At 51.3% G+C, this 23,277-nt stretch carries 13 protein-coding genes; 11 read left to right on the top strand and 2 right to left on the bottom strand.

All coding sequences use genetic code 11. From position 1 onward, the window contains the following. The first annotated feature begins 225 nt into the window (after positions 1 to 225). From ACN0YN_RS03700 to ACN0YN_RS03655, 10 genes are all read left to right on the top strand, one after another. A complete protein-coding gene (locus tag ACN0YN_RS03700; protein ID WP_417383641.1) occupies positions 226 to 6,798 on the top strand; it encodes a ThuA domain-containing protein in 6,573 nt (2,190 codons plus the stop codon). An 81-nt stretch (positions 6,799 to 6,879) separates the two neighbouring features. Then, the gene (locus tag ACN0YN_RS03695; RefSeq protein ID WP_417383640.1) at positions 6,880 to 7,677 is read left to right on the top strand and encodes a M48 family metalloprotease; all 798 of its coding nucleotides are present in this window, start codon (positions 6,880 to 6,882) and stop codon (positions 7,675 to 7,677) included. Between the two features lie 1,152 nt (positions 7,678 to 8,829). Beyond that, positions 8,830 to 10,458 carry a transcription termination factor Rho gene (rho, locus tag ACN0YN_RS03690; RefSeq protein WP_417383639.1) on the top strand — a complete coding sequence of 543 codons (1,629 nt, stop codon included), beginning with the start codon at positions 8,830 to 8,832 and terminating at the stop codon, positions 10,456 to 10,458. A 72-nt stretch (positions 10,459 to 10,530) separates the two neighbouring features. Continuing rightward, positions 10,531 to 11,280, top strand: coding sequence for a TVP38/TMEM64 family protein (locus ACN0YN_RS03685; protein WP_417383638.1), 750 nt, complete (start codon positions 10,531 to 10,533; stop codon positions 11,278 to 11,280). Positions 11,281 to 11,312: 32 nt separating this feature from the next. Continuing rightward, positions 11,313 to 12,836, top strand: coding sequence for a mercuric reductase (locus ACN0YN_RS03680; protein WP_417383637.1), 1,524 nt, complete (start codon positions 11,313 to 11,315; stop codon positions 12,834 to 12,836). 167 nt (positions 12,837 to 13,003) lie between these two features. After that, entirely contained in the window at positions 13,004 to 14,500 is a 1,497-nt protein-coding gene (locus ACN0YN_RS03675) for a DUF3604 domain-containing protein (protein ID WP_417383636.1), read from the top strand. Between the two features lie 177 nt (positions 14,501 to 14,677). Beyond that, positions 14,678 to 16,186: an FAD-binding oxidoreductase gene (locus ACN0YN_RS03670; protein ID WP_417383635.1), complete on the top strand. Its 1,509-nt coding sequence runs from the start codon at positions 14,678 to 14,680 to the stop codon at positions 16,184 to 16,186. A gap of 71 nt (positions 16,187 to 16,257) precedes the next feature. After that, positions 16,258 to 17,508, top strand: a complete 1,251-nt coding sequence (locus ACN0YN_RS03665; RefSeq protein ID WP_417383634.1) for an FAD-binding oxidoreductase — start codon at positions 16,258 to 16,260, stop codon at positions 17,506 to 17,508. Positions 17,509 to 17,564: 56 nt separating this feature from the next. Next, on the top strand, positions 17,565 to 18,926 hold the full coding sequence (locus tag ACN0YN_RS03660; RefSeq protein WP_417383633.1) for a (Fe-S)-binding protein: 1,362 nt from the start codon (positions 17,565 to 17,567) through the stop codon (positions 18,924 to 18,926). Positions 18,927 to 19,105: 179 nt separating this feature from the next. After that, positions 19,106 to 19,777 carry an HAD family hydrolase gene (locus ACN0YN_RS03655; RefSeq protein ID WP_417383632.1) on the top strand — a complete coding sequence of 224 codons (672 nt, stop codon included), beginning with the start codon at positions 19,106 to 19,108 and terminating at the stop codon, positions 19,775 to 19,777. Positions 19,778 to 19,850: 73 nt separating this feature from the next. Here ACN0YN_RS03655 and sixA read toward each other — a convergent pair whose 3' ends face one another. Then, entirely contained in the window at positions 19,851 to 20,327 is a 477-nt protein-coding gene (sixA, locus tag ACN0YN_RS03650) for a phosphohistidine phosphatase SixA (protein ID WP_417383631.1), read from the bottom strand. A 21-nt stretch (positions 20,328 to 20,348) separates the two neighbouring features. Then, on the bottom strand, positions 20,349 to 21,482 hold the full coding sequence (locus ACN0YN_RS03645; RefSeq protein ID WP_417383630.1) for a dienelactone hydrolase family protein: 1,134 nt from the start codon (positions 21,480 to 21,482) through the stop codon (positions 20,349 to 20,351). A 135-nt stretch (positions 21,483 to 21,617) separates the two neighbouring features. Here ACN0YN_RS03645 and ACN0YN_RS03640 point away from each other — a divergent pair, with 135 nt between their 5' ends. Beyond that, the gene (locus ACN0YN_RS03640; protein ID WP_417383629.1) at positions 21,618 to 23,276 is read left to right on the top strand and encodes a transglutaminase domain-containing protein; all 1,659 of its coding nucleotides are present in this window, start codon (positions 21,618 to 21,620) and stop codon (positions 23,274 to 23,276) included. Position 23,277 lies beyond the last annotated feature (1 nt).

Raw genomic sequence — 23,277 nt, 5'->3', positions numbered from 1 at the left:
CTCCATCATGAACAATGCAGAGACCAGCCGCAATTGAGATTCCAGCAATTGTAGCAGCCAGGGGAGATTCGGGTCCAACCTGAGCGAATTTCATTTTTTCTAATCTGCTGGAAGTATTTTCTCGCTCGCATCGGTAAAATAAAATTTTGAGCAATCCATGACCACCGTAAACCGTCCCTGCTGAAGAACCTGATCCCACCGGAATGAATGAGATCCAGAGGTATTATGATTTCACGACATTTAATCGGATTCCTGTTTGTACTTTGTCTCCCTGTGACAGCGCTTCTGTCAGCAGAACCTCAATCGAAGCCAGACAGTGATCAACATAAAATTGTCCTGATCGCAGGTCCCAAAAGTCATGGCCCCGTGGGAAACGGAATTCATGACTATCCCTGGTCGGTCAAACTGCTCAAGGTCATGCTCGACAATTCAAATATCCGGGACAAAGTCAAAGTCGAGTATCATCTGGAAGGCTGGCCTGAAAACCCGGAGACCCTGAATGACGCCGACACAATCATGGTCATCTCCGATGGCAGAGACGGAGAGAAATTCACCGAAGCACCCCACTTCGCGAATGCAGCACATTTAAAACAGATCCAGCAGCAGATTGATCGTGGCTGTGGATTCCTGACGTTTCATTTCTCTACCTTCGCACCGGATCAATATGCCAGACAGATCCAGAGCTGGTCCGGCGGCTACTTCGACTGGGAAGACAACGGAAAACGGAACTGGTATTCAGCGATCAAAACACTCACAGCTCCGGTGACGCTGCCTCATCCCGAGCATCCCGTCTGTCGAGGTGTCAAGCCGTTCGAACTCCGCGAAGAGTTTTATTACAACATTCGCTTTCAGCCGGCAGATAAGGAACTGACCACGTTACTCGAAGTCACAGATCTCAAAGGGCGCACCGAAAATGGCAACATCGTCGCCTGGGCTAAAGAACGCAGCCAGGGAGGACGTGGCTTTGGTACGACCTGCGGTCATTTTTATGATAACTGGCAGAACGCTACTTTTCGGAAATTCATCCTGAATGCGATTGCCTGGACGGCGGGGATCGAAGTTCCTCCCAGCGGCGTGGAAGCCTCATACTACACTCATCAGGAAATCACTGCCGCTCTGGCAGGCGTGCAGGGGACCGAACCTGCCTTGATCGACACGAAACCGATTCGAGTCCTGATGTTCGCCGGTAATGAGGCACACGCCTGGCATAACTGGAAAAAAACCACGCCCGTCATCAAACAACTGCTGGAGCGAGATCCACGCATCAAAGTCGATGTGACTAATGACATTGAAGACCTCTCGAAAAAAAATCTCAAAGACTATCAGGTCATCGTGCAGAACTACGCCAACTGGCATGACGGCACTCCCTTGAGTGAAGCCTCGCGCAACGGATTCATGAATTATCTGCAACAGGGCGGGGGACTGATCTTAATTCATTTTGCCAACGGTGCCTTTCATTTCTCACTCCCCCAGGCAGGAGCATCCGACTGGCCCGAGTATCGTAAAATTGTCCGCCGTGTCTGGAATCATCACGGCAAGGGGGAGCAGAAAAGCGGACACGATGCCTTCGGTGACTTCACCGTAGAGATCACAGACGACACACATCCTCTCACCCGAAACCTGCAGGATTTTCCGGTGACCGATGAACTCTATTTCCGGCAGGACGGCACGGAACCGGTCGAACCTCTCATTACGGCCAAATCCAAAGTCACGAAAAAAAACGAACCGCTGGCCTGGACCTACCATTACGGCAAAGGACGCATTTTCCAGACACTGCTCGGGCACAGTGAAAAGACATACAACGCTTTCGCGGCGACTGAAATGTTGCGTCGCGCCACTGCCTGGGCCGCCGGGCGACCGGTTCATGAATTCGATCCGCCGCCAGCTGCTGAAGTCAAACCCGCGCAGAAGGAGACTCTCGTTCCCGGAAAATGGGGAAATGCACTCAATGCTAAAGCTGGTTCCGTGTTGACGAAAACGCGCGCAGGCCAATTAGATATTCGCCCATTGAGTGCAGAAGGCTGGGTGAAACTCAACAGCAAGTCGGCATTCAACATCCTGCTCGCCTGTGATCCCAAAAGTGCGGCTGCGCATTGGGAAATGTACTCTTACGCCGGCAGCGGATTTTTCAGCGTCTATCTGCCCGGTCAGGGAGGGGAGTATAAAACGAAGGTCAACATCTGCGATGAGAAGTGGCATTTTGTCGCGATGATCCTCGAAGAGGCGCGCATCAGGCTCTATGTCGATGGCAAACAGTCACTTGATTCGAAACTTCCTAAACGAAAATCGAGTGAACCGGCATCGCACAATCTCGCCTCCGGTCGACTCGTGGAAAACAGGCTTGGCTGTGACGGTTTGCTGGATGACTTTCGCATCTCGAAAGGGACGCGAGATTTCACAGCCATTCCCACAGCGCCACTGAAACAGGATGAACAGACTCTCGTCCTGCTCCCCTTTGATACTTCCGATCAAATTCAGGTCTCAGCGCAATCTGCACCAGAAAAAGAGCGGGACCATTGGGGAAAGGAAGCGGTCGGGTTCAACCAACCTGTCGAAGCGACCAGTGATAATCGCTGGCAACAGACCGAGATCGGCACCTGGCTGGCTAGTACGGTCCCACTACCCACGGGCCCGGTGAAGAAAGGGCTCTCAATTCGTGTGGGCCTGAATCAGGCATCTACGATCTGCTATGACACAAAAAATGGCAAAGTACGCGGCATCTGGTCAAACGGATTTCTCAAGCCCTCTCCCGAACGTTTCGGTTTGATCCGAGCGCCGTCGCCGGTCGGGCAAATTCATTTTACTTCAGCAGAGGGGCCCGGCTGGAACCAGCCATTTCAGTTTATTGGCTCCCACGTGAATCAAAACCGGGTCACACTCGAATACCGCATTGGTGAAACGACGGTATTCGACTCTCCCTGGCTGGAGACTTCTCCAGAACACACCTGCTTCACACGTGCCTTTGAAATCGGTCCCGGGGAGACACCTTTGGAACTGTTTGTCGCTGCTGCCGGTGAAGTGAAAACCTCTGCAAGCCACCCCCATCAATTCATCACAACGAAACAGAAGGCTCCCGTTCGGATCGGCTGTGTTGGCGGAACCGATATTCAATCCCGCATCAGCACAGATAAAGCGCAGGGGACCGCCAGTTTTGTCATTCCCCCACGCAAAACGACACAACGGTTTCTCATTTATTATCAGATCAACCCGGAACTCAAACCAAAGCCTGCCAGCAATGCCCCCGCACTCTCCGTTCCCACTTCACTCCAGACACAATTGATTCCCGGACCGCCACGTTGGACCAAAATACTCACGACGAAAGGGCTCCTCTCTCAGAACAATGCTCCCTATGTCGTGGATACGCTCACTATTCCCCACGAGAATCCATACCGGGCCCTGTTCTTTATCAGCGGACATGACTTTCTGGACAACGGTGACCTGGCGGTTTCAACCGTACACGGCGATGTCTGGCTGGTCAGTGGTGTAGACGCTGTCCTCAGCGAATTGAAGTGGAAGCGTTTCGCCACCGGACTGTTTCAGCCACTGGGACTGAAAGTCGTTAACAACAAAATACATGTGCTCGGCCGCGACCAGATCACGATTCTGCATGATCAGAATCTGGATGGCGAAGCCGACTTCTACGAATGCTTCAACAATCAGATCCCGACTTCGACTGGTGGACACGACTATGTCACGTGCCTCGAAACCGACTCCTTTGGGAACTTTTATTTCATGCATGCCCAGCAGGGAGTGATGCAGATCAGCAGGAACGGCAAACGCCTGAACCAGATCGCCGCCGGCTTTCGCAATCCGAATGGTATGGGGATGGGTCCGGGCAACATCATCACCGCCTCCCCACAGGAAGGCAACTGGACTCCCGCTTCGAACGTTACCGAAGTGAAGCAGGGCGGCTATTACGGCTTTGGGGGACCGCACATCACCGCCGATCGCCCTCTAGGGTATGATCCTCCGCTCTGCTGGATTCCCCGACTGCAGGACAACTCAAGCGGCGGACAGGTCTGGGTGACCAGCCAGGATTGGGGACCATTGGAAAAGCAGCTGTTACACCTGTCTTACGGTCAAAGTAAACTGCTGCTCACACTGCGGGAAGTCATCAACGGTCAGTCTCAGGGGGGAACGCTGACACTGCCTTTAGAGTTTGAATCGGGCATCATGCGGGGGCGGTTCAGTCCCGAAGACGGACAACTTTATGTCAGTGGACTCAGAGGCTGGGTGACGAACGCCGTCCGCGATGGCTGCCTGCAACGCGTGCGTTATACGGGAAAACCGGTCCACCTCCCGGTCGCTGTCAAAACGATGCAGAATGGAATTGCCCTGACGTTCAGCAATCCGCTGGATCGCAGGTCGGCTGAAAATCCGGATCATTATGCCATTGAACAATGGAACTATCTCTGGTCACAAAACTATGGTTCGCCGGAATACCGCGTCTCGGCTCCCCAGACGGAAGGACGAGACGAAGTCGAAGTGATTTCAGCCACTCTTTTGCCAGATCAGCGAACGGTCTTCCTGGAGTTGTCCCGTGTCATTCCCGTAATGCAGATGGGAATCACCTGGCAGTTGACCAGTCAGTCTGGCGAATCATTAAAACAGACCTACTACCATACGATCAATTCGGTCCCCTCCCGCAAAATGGAAGAATCCATTTTAACACGTCGTCAGAAAAACGAACTTCTCACGCCAGCTCAGGTACAAGAGTTAAAACCGGGAATCCTCTGGCGGTTCAAACAGAATCAGTCAGCCGGTTCCCTCGTCACCGATGCGCGCACCAGCCGTCTGCTGGCCTTGTCGGTTGGCTCTGCAGAACCGGTCACTCCCTTTTTAAAACCGGGTCGATTCACTGCCACTGCTGAGGGCTATCTGCGCGTTCCCATCGCCGGTGAATACGAGTTGAGCCTGGCAGGTTCGGGAACGGCACGTTTGCAGGTGAATCAAGAACAGATCATCCAGATCACCGGCTCAGACTTCAGAAAGGCATCACCAGTATCTGTTCGATTAAACAAAGGCTTTAACCGGGTGCAGCTGGACTACCAGAGCCAGCCTGATGGACGTGCTCAAGTACGATTACTCTGGAAAGGTCAGACGTTTGCGACCGAACCGATTTCACCTCAATTCTTGAGCCACACAGGCAATGACGAACAGCTGCTGGAACGACAGCAGTTCCGTCACGGACGTGAACTGCTCGCACAGTTTCGATGTCTGGCCTGTCATACAGTGCCGGGAGAAGACGCTTCCCTTTCACTCGCGCGGCTGCAGGCGGACAAACTTTTTTCAGAGAGTTCCGTGATGCCCGAACTGTCACAGTCTGCACCGGATTTGAAGAATATCGGCACGCGAGTGACGAAACGCTGGTTATTTCACTGGCTGTTAAATACACAAAATTTAAGGGCCCACTCCAGCATGCCCGCGCTGCTGGGTGATCCTGCTGAGAAACAGACCATACAGAAAGCAGCCGATTTAACAGCCTGGTTTGTCTCCCAGGCCCGGAAGCCGGTCTCCGACCGTGTCGAAACACCTGACTTCAGTTCGGAAGCCAATACAGAAAAATATCTGGCTGCGGGAGCAAAATCATATGAAGCCCTGGGGTGCATCAATTGCCATCATTTTTCTGTCGCCGATGAACCAGATGAATATCAACGACACTCACTCGCATTGATTAAACGTAAATTTACGGCTTCACAGCTGATCCGTTTTCTGAAATCACCGCAGGAACATCACCGCTGGAGTCGCATGCCTGATTTCAAATTAACCAACGAGGAAGCAGCCGGCCTCGCGGTGTATCTGATTGAGAATTCCAAAGGGAAAATTCAAAACGCCATGATTCCGCCTGCCGGTTCCGCGAGTCGGGGTAAGACGCTGTACGAAACATTGGGGTGCGTTCAATGCCATCGTTTGCCGCTGGAATCGGAGTTGCTAGCGACAGGATTTCAGCCAGTTTCGATCACTGCACAATCACTCTCCTCAGGGTGCCTTGCCGAAACAGAACAGAAGCCCGCTCCCGTTCCCGACTTCACATTGAATCCGGAACAACGTTCTGCAATCCAGGCGGTTCTCAAAACCGAATCGGCTTCCCTGTTTCGGCGGAGCGATACGGAAACAGCGGACCGCTGGATGAATCAGTTGAACTGTGCCGCCTGTCATACCAGGGATTCTGTATCCAGTCCACGTGCCTTGATTGTCGTCGAAGAAGGGGAGTCGGGATTACCTCCGGAACCCCTTCCGAGCCTGACCTGGGCGGGTGAAAAACTGAAACCACACTGGTCCGAAATGTTTATAGGAGGGCAGCTCTCCTGGCGTCCCCGCCCCTGGTTGAATTCCCGCATGCCCGCTTTTCCTGCGCATGCGGCTTTACTGACACGCGGAATGGCAGCCCAGCATGGAATGTCCACTCCCCCCTCAACCGAAAACCCAAAGGTTGAAAATGCTCATTCAGAATCGCAAATTCAACTGGGCCAGCAACTGACTTCGAAAACCGCGCTCGACTGCCGGCAGTGTCATGGCATTGGAGACCACTTGCCAACCGGTGATGAGAAGACAAAAATTGCGCCAGGGATTAATTTCGTGCACATCAGAGAACGGCTCGACGATGACTACTATCGGCGGTTTGTCCTCGATCCGCCGCGATTTGATATCTCGACCAAAATGCCCCGTCTTTCCGCAGACGGGAAAACAACGAAAATTACACATATTCTGGATGGGAATGCTGACCTGCAGTTCCAGGCCATCTGGCGTTACATTCAGAGTCTTGAAGATCAACCTCGCTCCTTCAGAAATAACTGAGGTGGCTGTTCTGTTTGGGATCAATATCAGATGACACGGTATATCAGAACCTCGTATGGTTCTCGGAATTCATCGTTCAAAATGCGACTCATCATCGCGGTCGGCATCGCGCTGTTCAGTTATATCTCGTATGTGATGAAGTCCGATGTCAATGAAGTGACCGGGGAGAATCAACACGTTGCCCTGACAGAGCAGCAGGAAATCGCGTTAGGCCTGCAGGCGCTGCCCACCATCCTGCAGCAGCATCATGGAGAACACCCGGATCAACAGGCCCAGGCGTATGTCGATCGTGTTGGGAGACGACTGCTTGATAATTTTAATGCAGCCCTCGCCAAAGAGGGGCGGCACAACCCCTATCGATTCAATTTCCATCTGCTCAAAGACAACCAGGTAGTCAACGCGTTTGCTTTACCGGGAGGTCAGATCTTCATCACCGCCGCCTTGTACAATCAGCTGGAAACAGAAGGGCAACTGGCTGGCGTACTGGGACACGAAATTGGACACGTCCTCTCCCGACATGGTGCGCAACAGATGGCAAAACAGGAACTCACACAAGGTCTGGCTGGCGCAGCCGGCGTCGCCGGGGGAGATGTCAGCAGTGCCCGGATGGCGGCGATGATCGGTTCCATGGTAAACATGAAGTATGGCAGAAACGATGAACTGGAATCGGACCGCTGGGGCATCAGACTCATGGTCCTGGCAGGCTATGATCCACGCGCCATGATCGCCGTAATGGATATCCTGAAACGCTCTGCAGGAGCCGGTCGGCAGCCGGAAATCTTCAGCACACATCCCGATCCTGGAAACCGGATTGAACGCATCCAGGAGTTCATACAGCAAGCGTATCCGTCCGGCCTGCCTCCCAACCTTGAACCCTGAATTCAGACGGTTATCAGTCCCGAATATTGAAGAAATACCGGAAATATCATGTTTATTGCCAAGTCTTAAAAAAGCTCCTGAACAAAACATCCGATAGAATCAAGATAGTGAATTGACTTTGCCTGAGGATAAGTTAAGATACTTGTAGAACGAGCTGGCGATACGATTAGTATTGACGCTATGAGATAGTTTTGATAAACACTGTTTAACTAAGACATCTCAGGAAAGCCGTTTTTCAATGAGGATCTCCCCCCGCTTTTTGAGATCAATAACCCACCAGTCAGTATAAAGAAAACACTGATTACCCATTTGGCTTTTATGTATGTGAGTCGTTTCCGGCGGGGCTTTAGTCTTCATCGGCACCTCCCTTGGTTTAATTCGGGCGGGCGCCTGCTTCTTGAAAGTAATTGCTCTTTCATGTTTGCACTGAATGATACTGAAGTATCTAAACCAGTTGTAAAACGACCTTACCAGTTCACTGGCTAAAAAATATTATCCTCGGAAGGTAATCTGCACGCTGTTTCTGTTTTGTTGAAATGACATCAGAAAGCCACCGGAATCGTTTCATTGATTTGTCAGCTTTTTTCAATGACAACCGAGCGAAAACCAATTCCGGGACGAGTTAGTAAAACATTTAAAAGTTCCCTATTAGCAACCATTTATCGGTTGACGGAACTTGATTGAAACGATTGAATTCTAGTAACAGTTTTTGACCACAATATTTTTTGCCTGAAAGGATATCGGCAAGACGATCACCCTGTAAGAGGCATTCGTCAACAAGTTTGTCAAAGCATTCTGTTCTCAATGCCTGGGCTAAATCTCTTTACTGTTTCAAAAGCGATTGTCCTTAGAGTTGGAATATGCAGGCCAAGACGGTCGAGTCCGCAGACGGGCGCGTTATTCCACTGTGTGAGTCTTTCTTCAAGAAATCAGAATCACGCCGGTACCATTAACCGGCTGTAACGTGGTTTCCTCTGAATTAAGAGTCGGCACATTCAGAAGTATGCCAGCTGCATTCAAGTATCATTGCAGAATCTCTGCTGATAATGATTCAGTCTTGAAGCATTTGTCTGTCACTTCATGAGTCGTTCATGCTGTAGTTGTGTCTCTAATTATTTCGTAACTATTTTTATAATCATTTGGTGTTTCTGTATGGCCGCTAAAAGTTCTGAAACTTCAGACAAACCAAAACCTGCACGTCGAAAAACTACAAAACCACGAAAAAAAGTGGAACGCGCGACAGAGGACACTTTAGACAAAAGTGAGTCCGACGCCCTGCAGGACGAATACCATCGCAAGGCCGAAGAAAACCTCGAAATGTTCGAAAACTCGCACTCCCACCACAGCGATGCAGAACCTGAAAGAGAACCCGCAAGCATGTCAGATACCTCTTCTGAATTCACAGGCGATAACAACTCAAACCACTCCGACGGTGATCAATCATCCGACAAATCCGGAGGCAATCGTCGCCGCAGAAGACGCAGAAGAAAATCAGACGGAACGACCAACCAGGGACCAGGACGACAGGGAGGCCAGAATCAGGGGGGAGGCAACCGAGGTCGTTCCAACTCCAATCGTGGCGGAAATCGATCTCGTTCCGGTGGCAATGGCGGAGGGAACCGAACACAGACCCGCAGACCTCGCTCGAATGCCCCTGCCGACGAAACGATTTCAGGAACCATCGAAGGGGTTCTGGAATTACACCCCAAAGCTTACGGCTTTATCAGAGACCCGAAATCCAACTACAAGGCACAGGACTCGGACGCCTTTGTTTCCAGCTCTCTGATCGAAAAACACAATCTTCGTGAAGGCATCCTGATCCGCGGTGAAGTTGGTCCTGGTACTCGTGGTCAGGGTCCCCGGCTCAAATCCATCGAGAGCATTGATGGGCGGACCGTTGAAGAATACATGCAGATCAAACCGTTCGATGAACTGACTCCCATCAACCCGTTTGAACAGATCAAACTGGAAACAGGAGCCATGCCGATCACAATGCGGATCATGGATATGCTCACGCCGATCGGTAAAGGTCAGCGTGCACTGGTCGTCGCTCCACCTCGAACTGGTAAAACGATGCTGCTGCAGGATATCGCAGAAGCCGTCAGTACGAATCATCCCGAAATCCGTTTGATGGTACTGCTGATTGACGAGCGTCCCGAAGAAGTAACGGAAATGCAACGTTCCATTAAAGGCGAAGTCATTTCGTCCTCAATGGACCGCGATGTCGAAAGTCACGTTCGTACCAGCCAGCTGATTTTCGAACGTGGTAAGCGACTGGCTGAAGCAGGCGAAGACGCCTTCATTCTGCTGGACAGTATCACCCGTACCGCACGTGCCTTCAACAAGTGGGTGGGTAATACCGGACGTACCATGAGTGGTGGTCTGGATGTGAAAGCCATGGACATCCCCAAAAAGATGTTCGGAACCGCCCGTCGATTTGATGAGGGTGGCTCACTGACAGTGCTGGGAACCGCTTTGATTGATACGGGCAGCCGAATGGATGAAGTGATCTTTCAGGAGTTCAAAGGAACCGGCAACATGGAAATGGTTCTCAGCCGGGAACTGTCCGACCGCCGCATCTTTCCTGCCATTGATATCACGCTCTCCGGAACCCGTCGTGAGGAAAAAATCCTGGATCCCGAAGTCCTGGATGGTGTCACCATGCTCCGCCGCAGCCTGATTTCTCTGAACCCGGTCGAAGCCATGGAACAGCTCACCAGTACTCTTAAGAAGTTCCCGAGCAACAAAGAGTTTCTGGAAAAGATCCGCGCCATCCTTTAAGGCTCCCAGAGTCCAGGCCGGCAAGACAGCGAATCACTCAACTGCAGGATCCCTTAGAACAGGATATCACTGGTGGACCGTGCCGATTCCGATTCGCAGTCACACGATACTGAATCCAGTGAATCGCAGTCTGCCAGATACCCGCGTATCATCCTGTTGATCGTTCTGGCGGGAATTTCTGGTCTGGTCTATTTCCAGTATCGTGATGTCCTGACGCTCGAATACCTGGCCACTCAGGAAGACCGCTGGCAGGACTTTGCATCAGGACATCCGGTCTTGATTTACCTGATCGCCTTTCTGATCTATACCGGAATCACAGGCCTCTCTCTGCCGGGTGCAGTCCCGCTGACTTTATCTTACGGCTGGTTTTTTGGATTCTGGAAAGGCCTGCTGCTCGTCAGTTTCGCATCGACGGCCGGCGCAACCCTGGCATTCCTGACCAGTCGCTACCTGTTTCGCTCTGCCATTCAAAGTCGTTACAGCGATCGCTTTGCCAGCTTCAATCGCCGGTTTGAACAGGAAGGCGCTTTCTACCTGTTTACACTGAGACTGGTGGTCGCGGTTCCCTTTTTTCTCATCAATCTGCTGATGGGCCTGACCACAATTCGTGTCTGGACATTCTGGTGGGTCAGTCAACTGGGGATGCTTGCTGGCACCGCCGTTTATGTCTACGCTGGCACAAGTGTGCCCAGCTTACAGGAACTGTCCAGGCAGGGCGCCCGCGGAATTTTATCGCCACAGTTGATTATTGCTTTTATTCTATTGGGAACATTTCCTCTGCTCGTGAAAAAAATTGTGAACCGACTGCAGAAACAGACTTGAGCCGCACTCGACGACAATAGTAAGAGATCAGCATGACTGAACCGTTTCAGATTGATCCCCCTGATGAATATAATCAGCAACTGGTGAATCAGGTTCACCCGCCTGACTGGATCAATCCTCAACCGGATGGCAGATACAATCTGGTTGTCATCGGTGCCGGCACCGCCGGTCTGGTCACTGCCGCCGGTGCCGCGGGACTGGGGGCGAAAGTCGCGTTGATCGAGCGACATCTGATGGGAGGCGACTGCTTGAATACAGGCTGCGTCCCCTCTAAAGCCATCATCCGATCTGCCCGGGCACTGCATGCAATCAAAAAATCAAACGATCTGGGAATTCAAGTCGATCCTGAATCAGTGGCCGTCAACTTTCCCAAGGTAATGGAACGCATGCGTCAACTACGGGCCGACATCAGTCAAAATGATTCAGCACAACGGTTCAAAGACCTGGGTGTGGACGTTTTCATCGGCGAAGCCAGCTTTCTCGACCAGTCGACGATCCAGGTTGAACAACAGCAGCTCGATTTCAAAAAAGCGGTGATTGCCACAGGAGCCAGGGCGGCTGTCCCCGAGATTGAAGGGCTTAAAGAAACCGGCTTTCTCACCAATGAAACCATCTTTTCCTTAACAGAACTGCCTCCTCGACTGGCCATTCTGGGAGCAGGGCCCATCGGATGTGAATTAGCACAGACATTCGCGCGTTTCGGTTCGGAAGTCACTCTGATTCAATCTCAAACTCAGATTCTCCCCAGAGAAGACCGTGATGCTGCACAAATCATTCAGAGCCAGCTGGAACAGGAGGGTGTAAAAATCCTGCTCAACGCAGCCACCACTCAAGTCTCTCGAACCGAAGCCGGTAAAAGAATTCAGATCGACACACATGAAGGACTGCAGGAAATCATCGCCGATGAGATCCTCGTCTCCACGGGTCGTGCTCCCAACGTACAGGGATTAAATCTGGAACAGGCCGGAGTCGAATACAATGAACGGAACGGCGTGGTCGTGAATGATTATCTGCAGACCACCAATCCTGCCATTTATGCTGCCGGCGATATCTGTTCGCGTTATCAGTTCACGCATACCGCTGATTTCCAAGCACGGATCGTCATTGGAAACGCGCTGTTCAAAGGTCGAAGCAGATCCAGCAAGTTGCAGATTCCCTGGTGTACCTACACCGATCCTGAAATTGCGCATGTCGGACTGTATGCAGAGGAAGCGGCTGCAAAGAAGATTCGCATCCAGACCTTTACCCAGGAATTGAAAGAGGTCGACCGCGCCTTACTGGATGGTGAAACCAATGGCTTTGTGAAAATTCATGTGAAACAGGGAACAGATCAAATTCTGGGCGCCACCATTGTCGCCAGCCATGCAGGCGATCTGATTTCAGAAATCTCGGTCGCCATGAAATCCGGCATGGGATTAAAACGACTGGCCAGTGTGATTCATCCCTATCCGACACAGGCAGATGCCATCCGAAAAATCGGCGATCAATACAATCGTACGCGGCTCAGTCCACTGATAAAACGCATTTTTGAAAAATGGCTCTACTGGAGCCGCTGACTTGAATACAACGTTAACTTTCGATTTTCATCGTGGAGTGAGCAGAAAGACTTGCATTCATTCTGCAGATTGCTTCTGATAAATCCAAAGCCTGCTCTGATGCAACGAACAAGAGCTCGACAGCTTATCCACTAAGAAATCAGCCCTATCAGAACTGCCAGAAACCCATGACCACCGACTATCAGAATTTCTTCGGCGACTTACACAATCACAACCATGTCGGCTATGCACTGGGATCTCTTGACCGCTCATTCGAAATCGCGCGGAACCATCTGGATTTCTATGCGTTCACGCCCCATTCCTACTGGCCTGATATCGTCGAATACGATGGTAAAATCACACACAAGTGGAAAAACGGATTTCATATCGCCCGCGCCCGCTGGCCGGAAGTCGTTCAACTGGCGAAGGACTTTGATTCACCAGGCGAGTTTGTCACCATTCTCGGCTACGAAAGGCATGGCACCGAAGAAGGGGACTACCATATTCTATTTCCGGATCTTCAGGGAGACTACGAACTGATTGAAGACCTGGCTGAACTACAGGCATTCGCCCGCCAGCGGGGCTGCCTGATGATTCCCCATCATCCTGCCAATCGTCTGGGCCATCGCGGATTTGATGCAACCAAACTGGCATCCGATGTTTCTCCGGTTCTGGAAATCCATTCCGAATGGGGTTGCGCCGAGCACGATCGCGCTCCGTTCCCCTACAAAAGACATACGGAAGGGGGACGCTGGACGAAACACACGCTTCAGTATTATCTGAATCAGGGATATCGGCTCGGTGTGGTTGCCAGCACGGACGATCACCTGGGACATCCGGGCGGTTACCGTGAAGGGCTCGCTGCCATCAAAGCGACCGAACTGACGCGCGATGCCTTATTCGATGGTTTGCGCAGTCGTCGGACTTATGCCGTTTCAGGTGATCGAATCGATCTCGACTTTTTTCTCAATGACCAGATCATGGGACAAGAGTTAGCGTATACCGATCAACGTGAACTGAAAGTCAAAGTGCAGGGCTGGGATGAAATTGACCGTGTCGAAGTTCTGAAAAATGGACGCGTCATTCATCGCGATTTTCCCGTCGACAAATCGAATGGCTCCAATCCCTGGGAAAAGCCGGTTGTCCTGCGATTTGAATATGGCTGGGGTCCCTGGCCGGCATTAGGCTGGGGTGGCACGGCTGACTGGAACTTCAGTGTCGATGTCGAAGGTGGCGAGATCCAGCAGATCCAACCCTGTTTTACCACCGGCCCCATGGATGAATTCCGCCGCGATCGCATCCTGGAACAGACGCCACAGCAGATAAAAATCCAGTCGTTCACGGCTCTCAAGCAACAGGTCGATGACTGGTCCCAGAAAGCGGTCGTCATGCGGATCCAGGGGAATGCGGACACCCGGATTTCCGTTTCCTGTCAGCAGCCCAGTGAATGCCAGTTGACGCAGAAATTTTCCGATCTGGCGGTCAGCAATGAAATGCTGTTTACGCGGCCATTTCCCTGGGAATCCGCCATGCTGCATCGTATTGTGTTCCATAATCAGTGGAATACGGAATTCCAATTCACGGATCAGGGTGATGGCAGCCAGGATGACTGGTACTATGTGCGTGTCATTCAGTCGAATGGTGAGATGGCCTGGTCCAGTCCGATCTGGGTCAATCAGAAATGACATTCTCCGCAGAATCGACGGATTTCGTTTTTTCTACCGCGAATACAGCATTTAAACCTCTCGAATTGAATGAAGCAGCAGGCAGAGAATTGATTCCTGAGCTGACTTTGATTTAAAATACACCTATTAATTATCTTAACAATTTCCTTTCAACTTTATTGAAAGCTACCCCCGACAATGGTTGACGATACCAGCCAGACCCTCAACCTGTCAGCTCCTGTGTTAGAGAAGCTGGAGGCAGGAAGCCGACCGTTCTCCATTCTGATTCAAAAATTAACCGGAATCGTCGGTCAAACCGGCATTCTGTACGATGCAGATGAACTGCTCGTTTACGAATGTGACGGGTACATCGTCGATAAATCCGCTCCGGATATTGTCGTCTTCCCGACCACAACCGAACAGGTTTCAGCGACCGTTAAACTTTGTAACGAATTTAATGTCCCGTTCCTGGCCCGCGGTGCCGGCACCAGTCTCTCAGGCGGTTGCCTGCCCATTGGTGGCGGGGTCATGATCGTGCTGACACGCATGAAACAGATTCTGGAACTGAACCTCAGAGACCGATACGCAATCGTAGAGCCAGGCATGGTCAACCTGCATCTGACCAATGCTCTGAAGGGGACCGGTTATCATTACGCTCCTGATCCTTCCAGCCAGGGCTCCTGTACGATTGGCGGAAACATTGCCACCAACTCGGGAGGACCTCACACACTAAAATATGGGGTCACCACCAACCATGTACTGGGTCTGGAAGCAGTGCTGCCTGATGGATCGATCATCGAACTGGGAGGTCCCACTGCAGAAGTGCCCGGCTATGACCTGCATGGTGTGTATGTCGGCAATGAAGGTACCTTCGGCATCTGCACCAAAGCCATCGTCCGACTGACACGCGATCCCGAATCGCATCGCACGATGCTGGCCGTCTTCCAGACAATCGGAGATGCGACCCGGGCGATCTCCGAAATTATCGCAGAAGGGATCATTCCTTCCGCCCTGGAAATGATGGATCATGGCATCATCCAGGCCGTCGAAGAAGCGTTTCACTTTGGCTTCCCCCTGGATGCGGGCGCAGTATTACTGATTGAAGTCGACGGGCTGGAAGTCGCGTTAGATGCGGAAGTCTCGAAAATCCTCGAAATCTGTAACAGGAATAATGTACGTGAGATTCAGCGTGCCGACACTCCCGAAGAACGCATGCTGATCTGGAAAAGTCGCAAACAGGCCTTCGGTGCCATTGGTCGACTCAGCCCGAGTTACTGTACCCAGGATGGCGTCGTTCCCCGAACTCGACTTCCGGAAATCCTCGATTTTATTGAACAGACCAGCGCAAAATATGGCATGAGAATCGTCAACGTCTTTCACGCAGGTGACGGGAACGTGCATCCCATCCTGCTGTTTGATGAACGCGACCAGGGACAAATCCAGCAGGTGCTCGAAGCCAGTGAAGAAATTCTGGAGAAGTGCCTTGAACTAGGTGGCAGTGTGACGGGCGAACATGGCATTGGTGTGGAAAAAATCAATTTCATGAGTCGCATTTTCAATGAAGTCGATCTGGCTACGATGGAAAAGGTCAGAAATATTTTTAATCCACGACAGATCTGCAGTCGAGACAAGGTACTGCCGCCACATACTTCCGATAATGCACCCGCGGTGGCGCAGGCGCATCCAGGCAGACGCGCACCACACTGAACCTGATACATTCTGATCACACAACTCAACAGCAATTCATTTTTTGCAACAAGGCTCCTGAAAGTAGAATTATGTCTCCGCTCCAATCCGGCTCGCAGGAAGAATTTGTTCCCGCATCCCAAACGGAATTAAGCCGTTTCATGACAGAAAACGCCGCTGCAAATCACAGTCAGCTGTTTCCTGTCGGGGGACGAACTTCACTGGCTGTCTGCTGTCCCTCCAGCCAGACCGGTATCCAGCTCTGTACTTCCCAACTTAATCGGGTCGTCGATTACCCTGTCAAAGACCTCACGATTACTGTCGAAGCCGGCATGCGCATCGATGAACTGACAAAAATTGTTTCCGCGGAAGGTCAGAGACTCCCCCTGGACGTTCCTCAGTCGAACCGGGCAACCATCGGCGGCGTGATTGCGACAAATACCAGTGGTCCGAAACGGTTTTCTTATGGAACCATTCGCGATTATGTGATCGGGATCTCCGCGATCGATGGCAGGGGGAACCTGTTTAAATCCGGTGGCCGTGTGGTGAAGAACGTTGCCGGTTACGATCTGGGAAAAATGCTGGTTGGTTCACTGGGTACGCTGGCGGTCATCAGTCAGGTATCGCTCAACCTGAGACCAAAACCACAATCGATGTCCATGGTCTGGTTTCAGTTCGATTCCTGCCAGACGGTTGATCAGGCTCTGGAAGCCATTGTGACTTCAGGCACACGTCCGACCGCCGTGGAATACTGTAATGCCAAAGCAGCCAGACAAATCGCCGCAGAAGCGCGTCTGGAACTCCCGGCAGATCATCATATTTTATGCGTCTGTTACGAAGGGCCTGAAAACGAAGTCAACTGGCAGACAACACAAATCGCTGCTGAATGGAATCAATATTCCCCCCTCAGTGTGCAGACCGTGGAAACGGAAGAAGCCACTCGGCTCTATAACGCATTTACCGAATATCAAACCTCGTCCGATGACCCGGTGACACTCAAAGCGGTTCTGCTGCCTTCACAGATGATCAAGTTTATTGAAAAAGCCACTCAGCTGAACATCGCCGTGCAGGCACATGCGGCAGATGGAATCGTTTTCGGGCATTTACCCGACTCCGCCAGTTCCCTGGATGAAGTGCAGCAGATCTTCAAGGAGCTGAAAACCACCATTGATCCGAAAACAGGTTATTTGAATATCTACCAGTGTGAGTCTGACTGGTCTGATTCGCTGCCGCTTTTCTGTTCGCCCCCCGCAGGCTGGGAACTGATGAAACAGTTTAAAAACGCGTTAGATCCTGAACACCTGCTGAATTCACAACGGTTTAATGAACTGGTTGAAATCTAGAATCGTCTCCACTGCTATCTCCTTTGACTAACAGAATCTCGAATACGAGTTTATATATGAAACCTGGAAGTTCTTTCTCTCAACCCGTTGATGCCACTAAAGCCCCGGCAGACATTCCTGGTTCGGAAATCCCTTACGAAAAGTTTCTGGACTGTATTCACTGCGGATTGTGTACTTCAGCCTGTCCCACTTACCTGGAAACGGGGAATGAAAACGACAGCCCGCGCGGCCGTATTTATCTGATGCGAGCCGTCGTCGACCAGCGGGTTGAACTGACCGATGCCGTGCGTGGCCATCTGGATCTCTGCCTGGACTGTCGCAGCTGCGAAACCGCCTGTCCGTCCGGAGTGCAATACGGACGCCTGATCGAACCCTTCCGTGTCGACATTCAGAAAATGGATCACCGCCAGGGAAAAGGAGCAGAGCAGGACTGGTTCCACCGTTGGATTCTCTATCGGCTGTTTCCGTATCCCAATCGGATTCGTCTGACATTACTGCCAGCGCGCGTCATGCAGGCACTGCGAATCGACAAAGCGATGAACGCATTGAAGCTGACCAGCCTGCTGCCGGGCAAGCTGAAACGCATGAACGATCTGCTGCCGCGTCTCAAACCGGCTGAACCGGATCTGCCTGAAGTATTGCCAGCCCAGGGAACTCAGCGGGCTCGCGTTGCCTTTTTTACTGGTTGTGTTTCGGAAGCGATGTACAGCCATGTGAATCGGGCCACGGTGCGCGTTCTGCAGGCCAATGGCTGCGAAGTCGTCATTCCCAAAACACAGGCCTGCTGTGGCGCTATTCATTATCACAGTGGAGCAGACCGGGCCGCTTTGGAGTTTGCGTTACAAAATCTGTCTGCTTTTGATCTGGATAACATTGATGCCATCATAGTCAATGTCGCCGGCTGTGGGGCCATGCTCAAGGATTACGGTCATATCGCAGAAGAAATTGAAGGGGTCTCTGCAGAACACAAGGAAAAACTGAAACTGCTGGCGTCCAAATTCAAGGATGTCTCAGAGTTTTTGTTTGAACTGGGTCCGATTGCACCCCAGGGAGAAATTCCTTTCCGCGCCACATATCACGATGCCTGCCATCTGGTTCATGCCCAGAAAGTTCAAAATCAGCCACGCAAGCTGCTGGAACTGATTCCCGGGCTCAATCTGATTCCCCTCAAAGAATCGACGATCTGCTGCGGTGCGGCAGGCAGCTACAACCTGACCCAGCCGGAAATGGCAGACCAGTTGGGCCAGCGCAAACTGAACAACATTCTGGAGACGGGGGCAGAAATTGTCATCAGCGGTAATGTAGGCTGCACATTGCAGATCGATTCCAAACTCCGTCAGTCTCACCAGCCACTCTGGGTCGCGCATCCCATGGAACTGCTGGATCTCAGTTATCGTGGGCAGAAACCGGCATTCTAAAGCGTATTTCTCCAGACATTGTGACTCCTGATTGATTCGGCTCCGTCCTCAAAAACCGGAAGACGCTTCAGTAAAACTGGACACAGTCTGAGTGGTTCGATTGAACCTGTGGGGAAGAACCACTAACCTACACCAGAGAGCCGCTTAATCTGTTACCGTTTTCGATAAAGAGTTTACTCATGTCAGACCACCTTCCCATCCAGGCAGTCGCCTTTGATCTGGATGGATTAATGTTTAATACCGAACACGTGTTTTTTCTTTCTGGTGATGCCCTGCTGCAGCGACGCGGAAAAACAATGACGCCTGACATCCTGCGGGGCATGATGGGACGCCGGGCACTGGAAGGTTTCGAACATCTTTCCAGCCATCTCGACAAACCGGAAGATCCGCATGAACTCTGGCTGGAAAGTCAGGAGATCTTTCAGGCACTGCTGCAGGAACACCTGAAACCCATGAAAGGGTTATTTGAACTCCTGGATTATCTGGAAGAGTTGAATATCCCCAAATGTGTCGCAACTTCGTCTCCGCGGCCTTACCTGGAAACGCTGCTCGTCCAGTTTGACCTCATACATCGTTTTCCCATCAGCCTGACAGCTGAAGATGTCACTCACGGCAAACCTCATCCGGAAATCTATCTGACTGCCGCCCAAAAAATGGATGTCACTCCTGAGCGGATGCTCGTTCTCGAAGACAGCGAGACAGGCACCAAGTCGGGAGTCGGAGCAGGGGCGTATGTGGTTTCGATTCCACATGAATACAGTAACTACGGTGACTTCAGCGCAGCTCAGTTCATTGCCGACAGCCTGACCGATGCACGCGTGCTGGACCTGTTCTCCCCGCAACATTCTTAAACGGTATTGCCTGGCCAGTCCAAGATCCTGCTGTCACACCAATCGATCAGCAGAAATTACCGGAGAAGTCAGATTAAAACAGGGGCGCACTTAAATGCCATTTCAAGCTTCCCTGACCTGATCTGATGACGGTATCAAACTCGATACAGGCAGCGTTGCCTGGCTTGAATGTGATGTAGCCGCCACCAATCAGTTCCCCTGTACACCGTGCCACATCGGGCATATGTGCCACGACTGCGATCCGCTCATACGCTGTCTGACTGACGAACGAGATCAGTTTCTCCAGGTTCAGACCGAAACCAAGCCAGTTCTGAGGCTGACAGAAGTCGTCACTCAAATCCGCTGCTTCCTGCAGGATCTGTGCGGTTTGAGTGGTTCTTACCAGCGGGCTATGCAGAATCAGGTCCGGGCAACTCTGATGCTCCACCATCCATTGGGCCACTTTCCGAAATTGATAACTGCCATGTTCGGTTAACGGTCTGGCAGAGTCACCTCCAGGTACCACACCAGCATGTTCGGCTTTTCCATGCCTGATAATAATCAGTTCCATCTAATTTCACTTTCCATATTTTCAGGGAGTCACCAGTTTAGTCTTGGTTGCAGCGGAGGGCTTCAAGTGAGTATCCATCCAACCATACATGAGCTCTCGGGATTCGTGAGCTACGGAATGCCCTTTACCGTGCACAAAAAACGCGAAGTTCTGCGGAGCCTTTTCCAGCTCATACACGTCCATGACTTTGAGCAACATTAATACCCGCTGGCGTTGGGTCAGAGGATCGCCGTCATTCAGCCCGGACAGATCCAGAAAAGCCCGAGGCGCGATCAATGCCATAATCTCATGAAAGTCAATCGGAGGCAGATCGCCTTTCAACAGATCGGGGCGGATGTGTTTAAAATAGACATACCAGTGATCGCGGGACCAGGCTTCCACTTTCGCATTCTGCCGGAAAAAAGAGGCACTGCAGTTACCGGCTGCGGCCTGCACCCGATCATCATAAGCTGCGAGAAACATCGAACCATGCCCGCCCAGTGAATGTCCCAGTACGCCAATTTTTTCGGGGTTCACTTCTTTCATCGTCTGCAGAACATCAATGGCAATCGAGTGTTCGTAGGTAAATTTTCCCACAGCAGTCCACTCAGGATGTTTCTTGTAAAATGCCTCGGTATCGTAAGGCCCTGCCTCCGGAATACGGTGGCCAGCGACAAAATGATCGGGAGCAATGACCACATACCCACGTCGACATAAGTGATCGAGGTAGGCTTTATCAGGATTCTCAACCAGGCCGGCTGCCCGTTCTTTTCCCTGTTTATATGTCCCATGCAATGCGACAACCGCCGGAGCAGGACCTCTTAAGAACAAAGGGACCCCCAGGTAGGCATGAGCTCGTTCATCTTCCTCGACCTGATAGCTGATCAGCTGTCTGCGATAGACACCGTCCACGATCACAGTATCATGAAACTGAATCTGCAGGTCAGGTTTTTCCGGTTTAAACTGATCGCGAATCAGGTTCAGGTAACGTTTTTTGAGCTCTTTTTTATGCTCAACCCACTCCTCCGGGGAGTTGATTCCCTCCAGTAGATCATCCCAGGATGAGTTGATACTCGCTGGCTCTGAACGTTTTCTGTCTATTTTTTCCTCAGCCTGACTTCTGAGAACCGAACAAAATGTCAGCAGCAGACAGATCACCAAAACAGTTCGAATCATTCGCATGGTCCTACACGGAAAGAAGTTAAAATGAGAGTGCATTATCACCCAGCCCTGCTATGATTCTCAACTACATATTAGATTTTTATATCGTTTTTTCACTTAAGTCTCACAGACATCGAACATGGGTTCATTATGAGTAACATACGTATGTATTCGCGATTGAATTTTCTTCTCGTTATCTGCATCATTTCAACTCTGCCGGGACCGATACCAGCTGCGACAGATATTCTCCAGCCCGAGATTCATGCGGAAGAGAAAACAGAAGTTCTCACCGAACAAATCCAGCCAACTGCCATCTCGCATGAACAGGGTTCAAGCTATGTCTCCCGATTGACAATTCCACGCGCTGCTGACAAAGAGTCGAAGTCCCGATGTAAACTGCTGGAAAATGGAAAACCGCTCCCATTTCCCCATGCACTTCACAGCCGAATCCGAGAGCAGGGGGGGGGTCACTATAGCCACTGGACTCCAGGCACACTCTATTTCTCAACCAGTGATTCCTCTGACCCCAGAACCAATGGCAGAAAATATGAGCTGGTCAGTACCGAGGTGTACCGGCAAAAAACAGCCTCGTTCATTTTGACAGATTCAATTTCCGAAATTTCGATCCCTGGAATCATTCCCCAGGAAACACAACCGCTCAAAATGATCTGGCAGAACCTCGATACCAATACCCGGCTGACACCTGCCTGGAAACGCAAAGGAGCGCCAGACCTCTCCAGCCAGTCAGCAATGCTGGCCAGTATTCTCAAACCTGACATGAACGCGGAAGAGAAATCGATCGCCATCTGGAAGTTTCTCGTCGACTGGCGCTATCACTATTACCCGGCAGAGCAGGGAGATGAAGTTCATGACCCCGTGAAATTTCTGAACGTGTATGGCTATGGATTCTGTGATGACTGTGCCACCAACTTTATGGTCCTCGCCAGAAAAGCCGGTTTACAGAGCCGCGTCTGGGGGCTCTCAGGTCATGTCGTTGCGGAATCGTTTTATGATGGCAGCTGGCATATGTTCGACCCGGATCACCAGGTATTTTATCGCAATCAGCGGGGCCAGATCGCAGGAGTCGAAGAACTGGCAGAACAACCGCAGCTCATTACCAAAACACCAACAGATCCGCTGGGCAGTTCCTCTGAACTGATTGCGAAACTGTATACTTCCACAGCCGACAACAGGGTAAATGAACGGCAACCACAGATCAGAGAGACCAGCGCATTGCCGGTTCTGGAACCATTAGACTACGTCGAATTCCAGTATACCAATCCGGAATCGGTTCATCGGAATTATGCAACCGACACACCTCGGCCCCCTGTCGCAGGGAACGGCATTCTCAAACGCACGATCAAGGACCTGTATCAACTCAAGCAGACTGCAACCAGTCAGAGAGTATGGCAATTAAACTGGCCTTACGTGTTACTGGCGGGACAGATCAAGCTTGAGCTGACATCAACGGAAATTCCGCCACGCATTTCCATTTCACATAACCAGAAATCCTGGACGCCGCTGCAGGGAACGTTCGAAAAAAACCGGTTGCATATCTCACTCAATGACTGGATCAAGAAACAACCCACGGCCGTCTATCACTGTTTTATCAGACTGGAGAGCCCGAACCAGACTGACCCGGCCGCACTTATCAAACAGGCGGATGCCGAACTCCGTTTTCAATTTGCGCCACGTGCACTGGCACACATCACTCAAGGCAATAATGACTTTGAATTGAAGCTGGCAACAGAGCCTGCGGGAAATACCAAAGGCCTGAAAGTCAGCCTGATCTGGAAAGAGATCGATTGAA

It is taken from the genome of Gimesia sp., assembly GCF_048260065.1.
Classification (GTDB): Bacteria; Planctomycetota; Planctomycetia; order Planctomycetales; family Planctomycetaceae; genus Gimesia.
The sequence above is the reverse complement of the archived record's forward strand: the minus strand, read 5'-3'. Positions and strand labels throughout refer to the sequence as shown.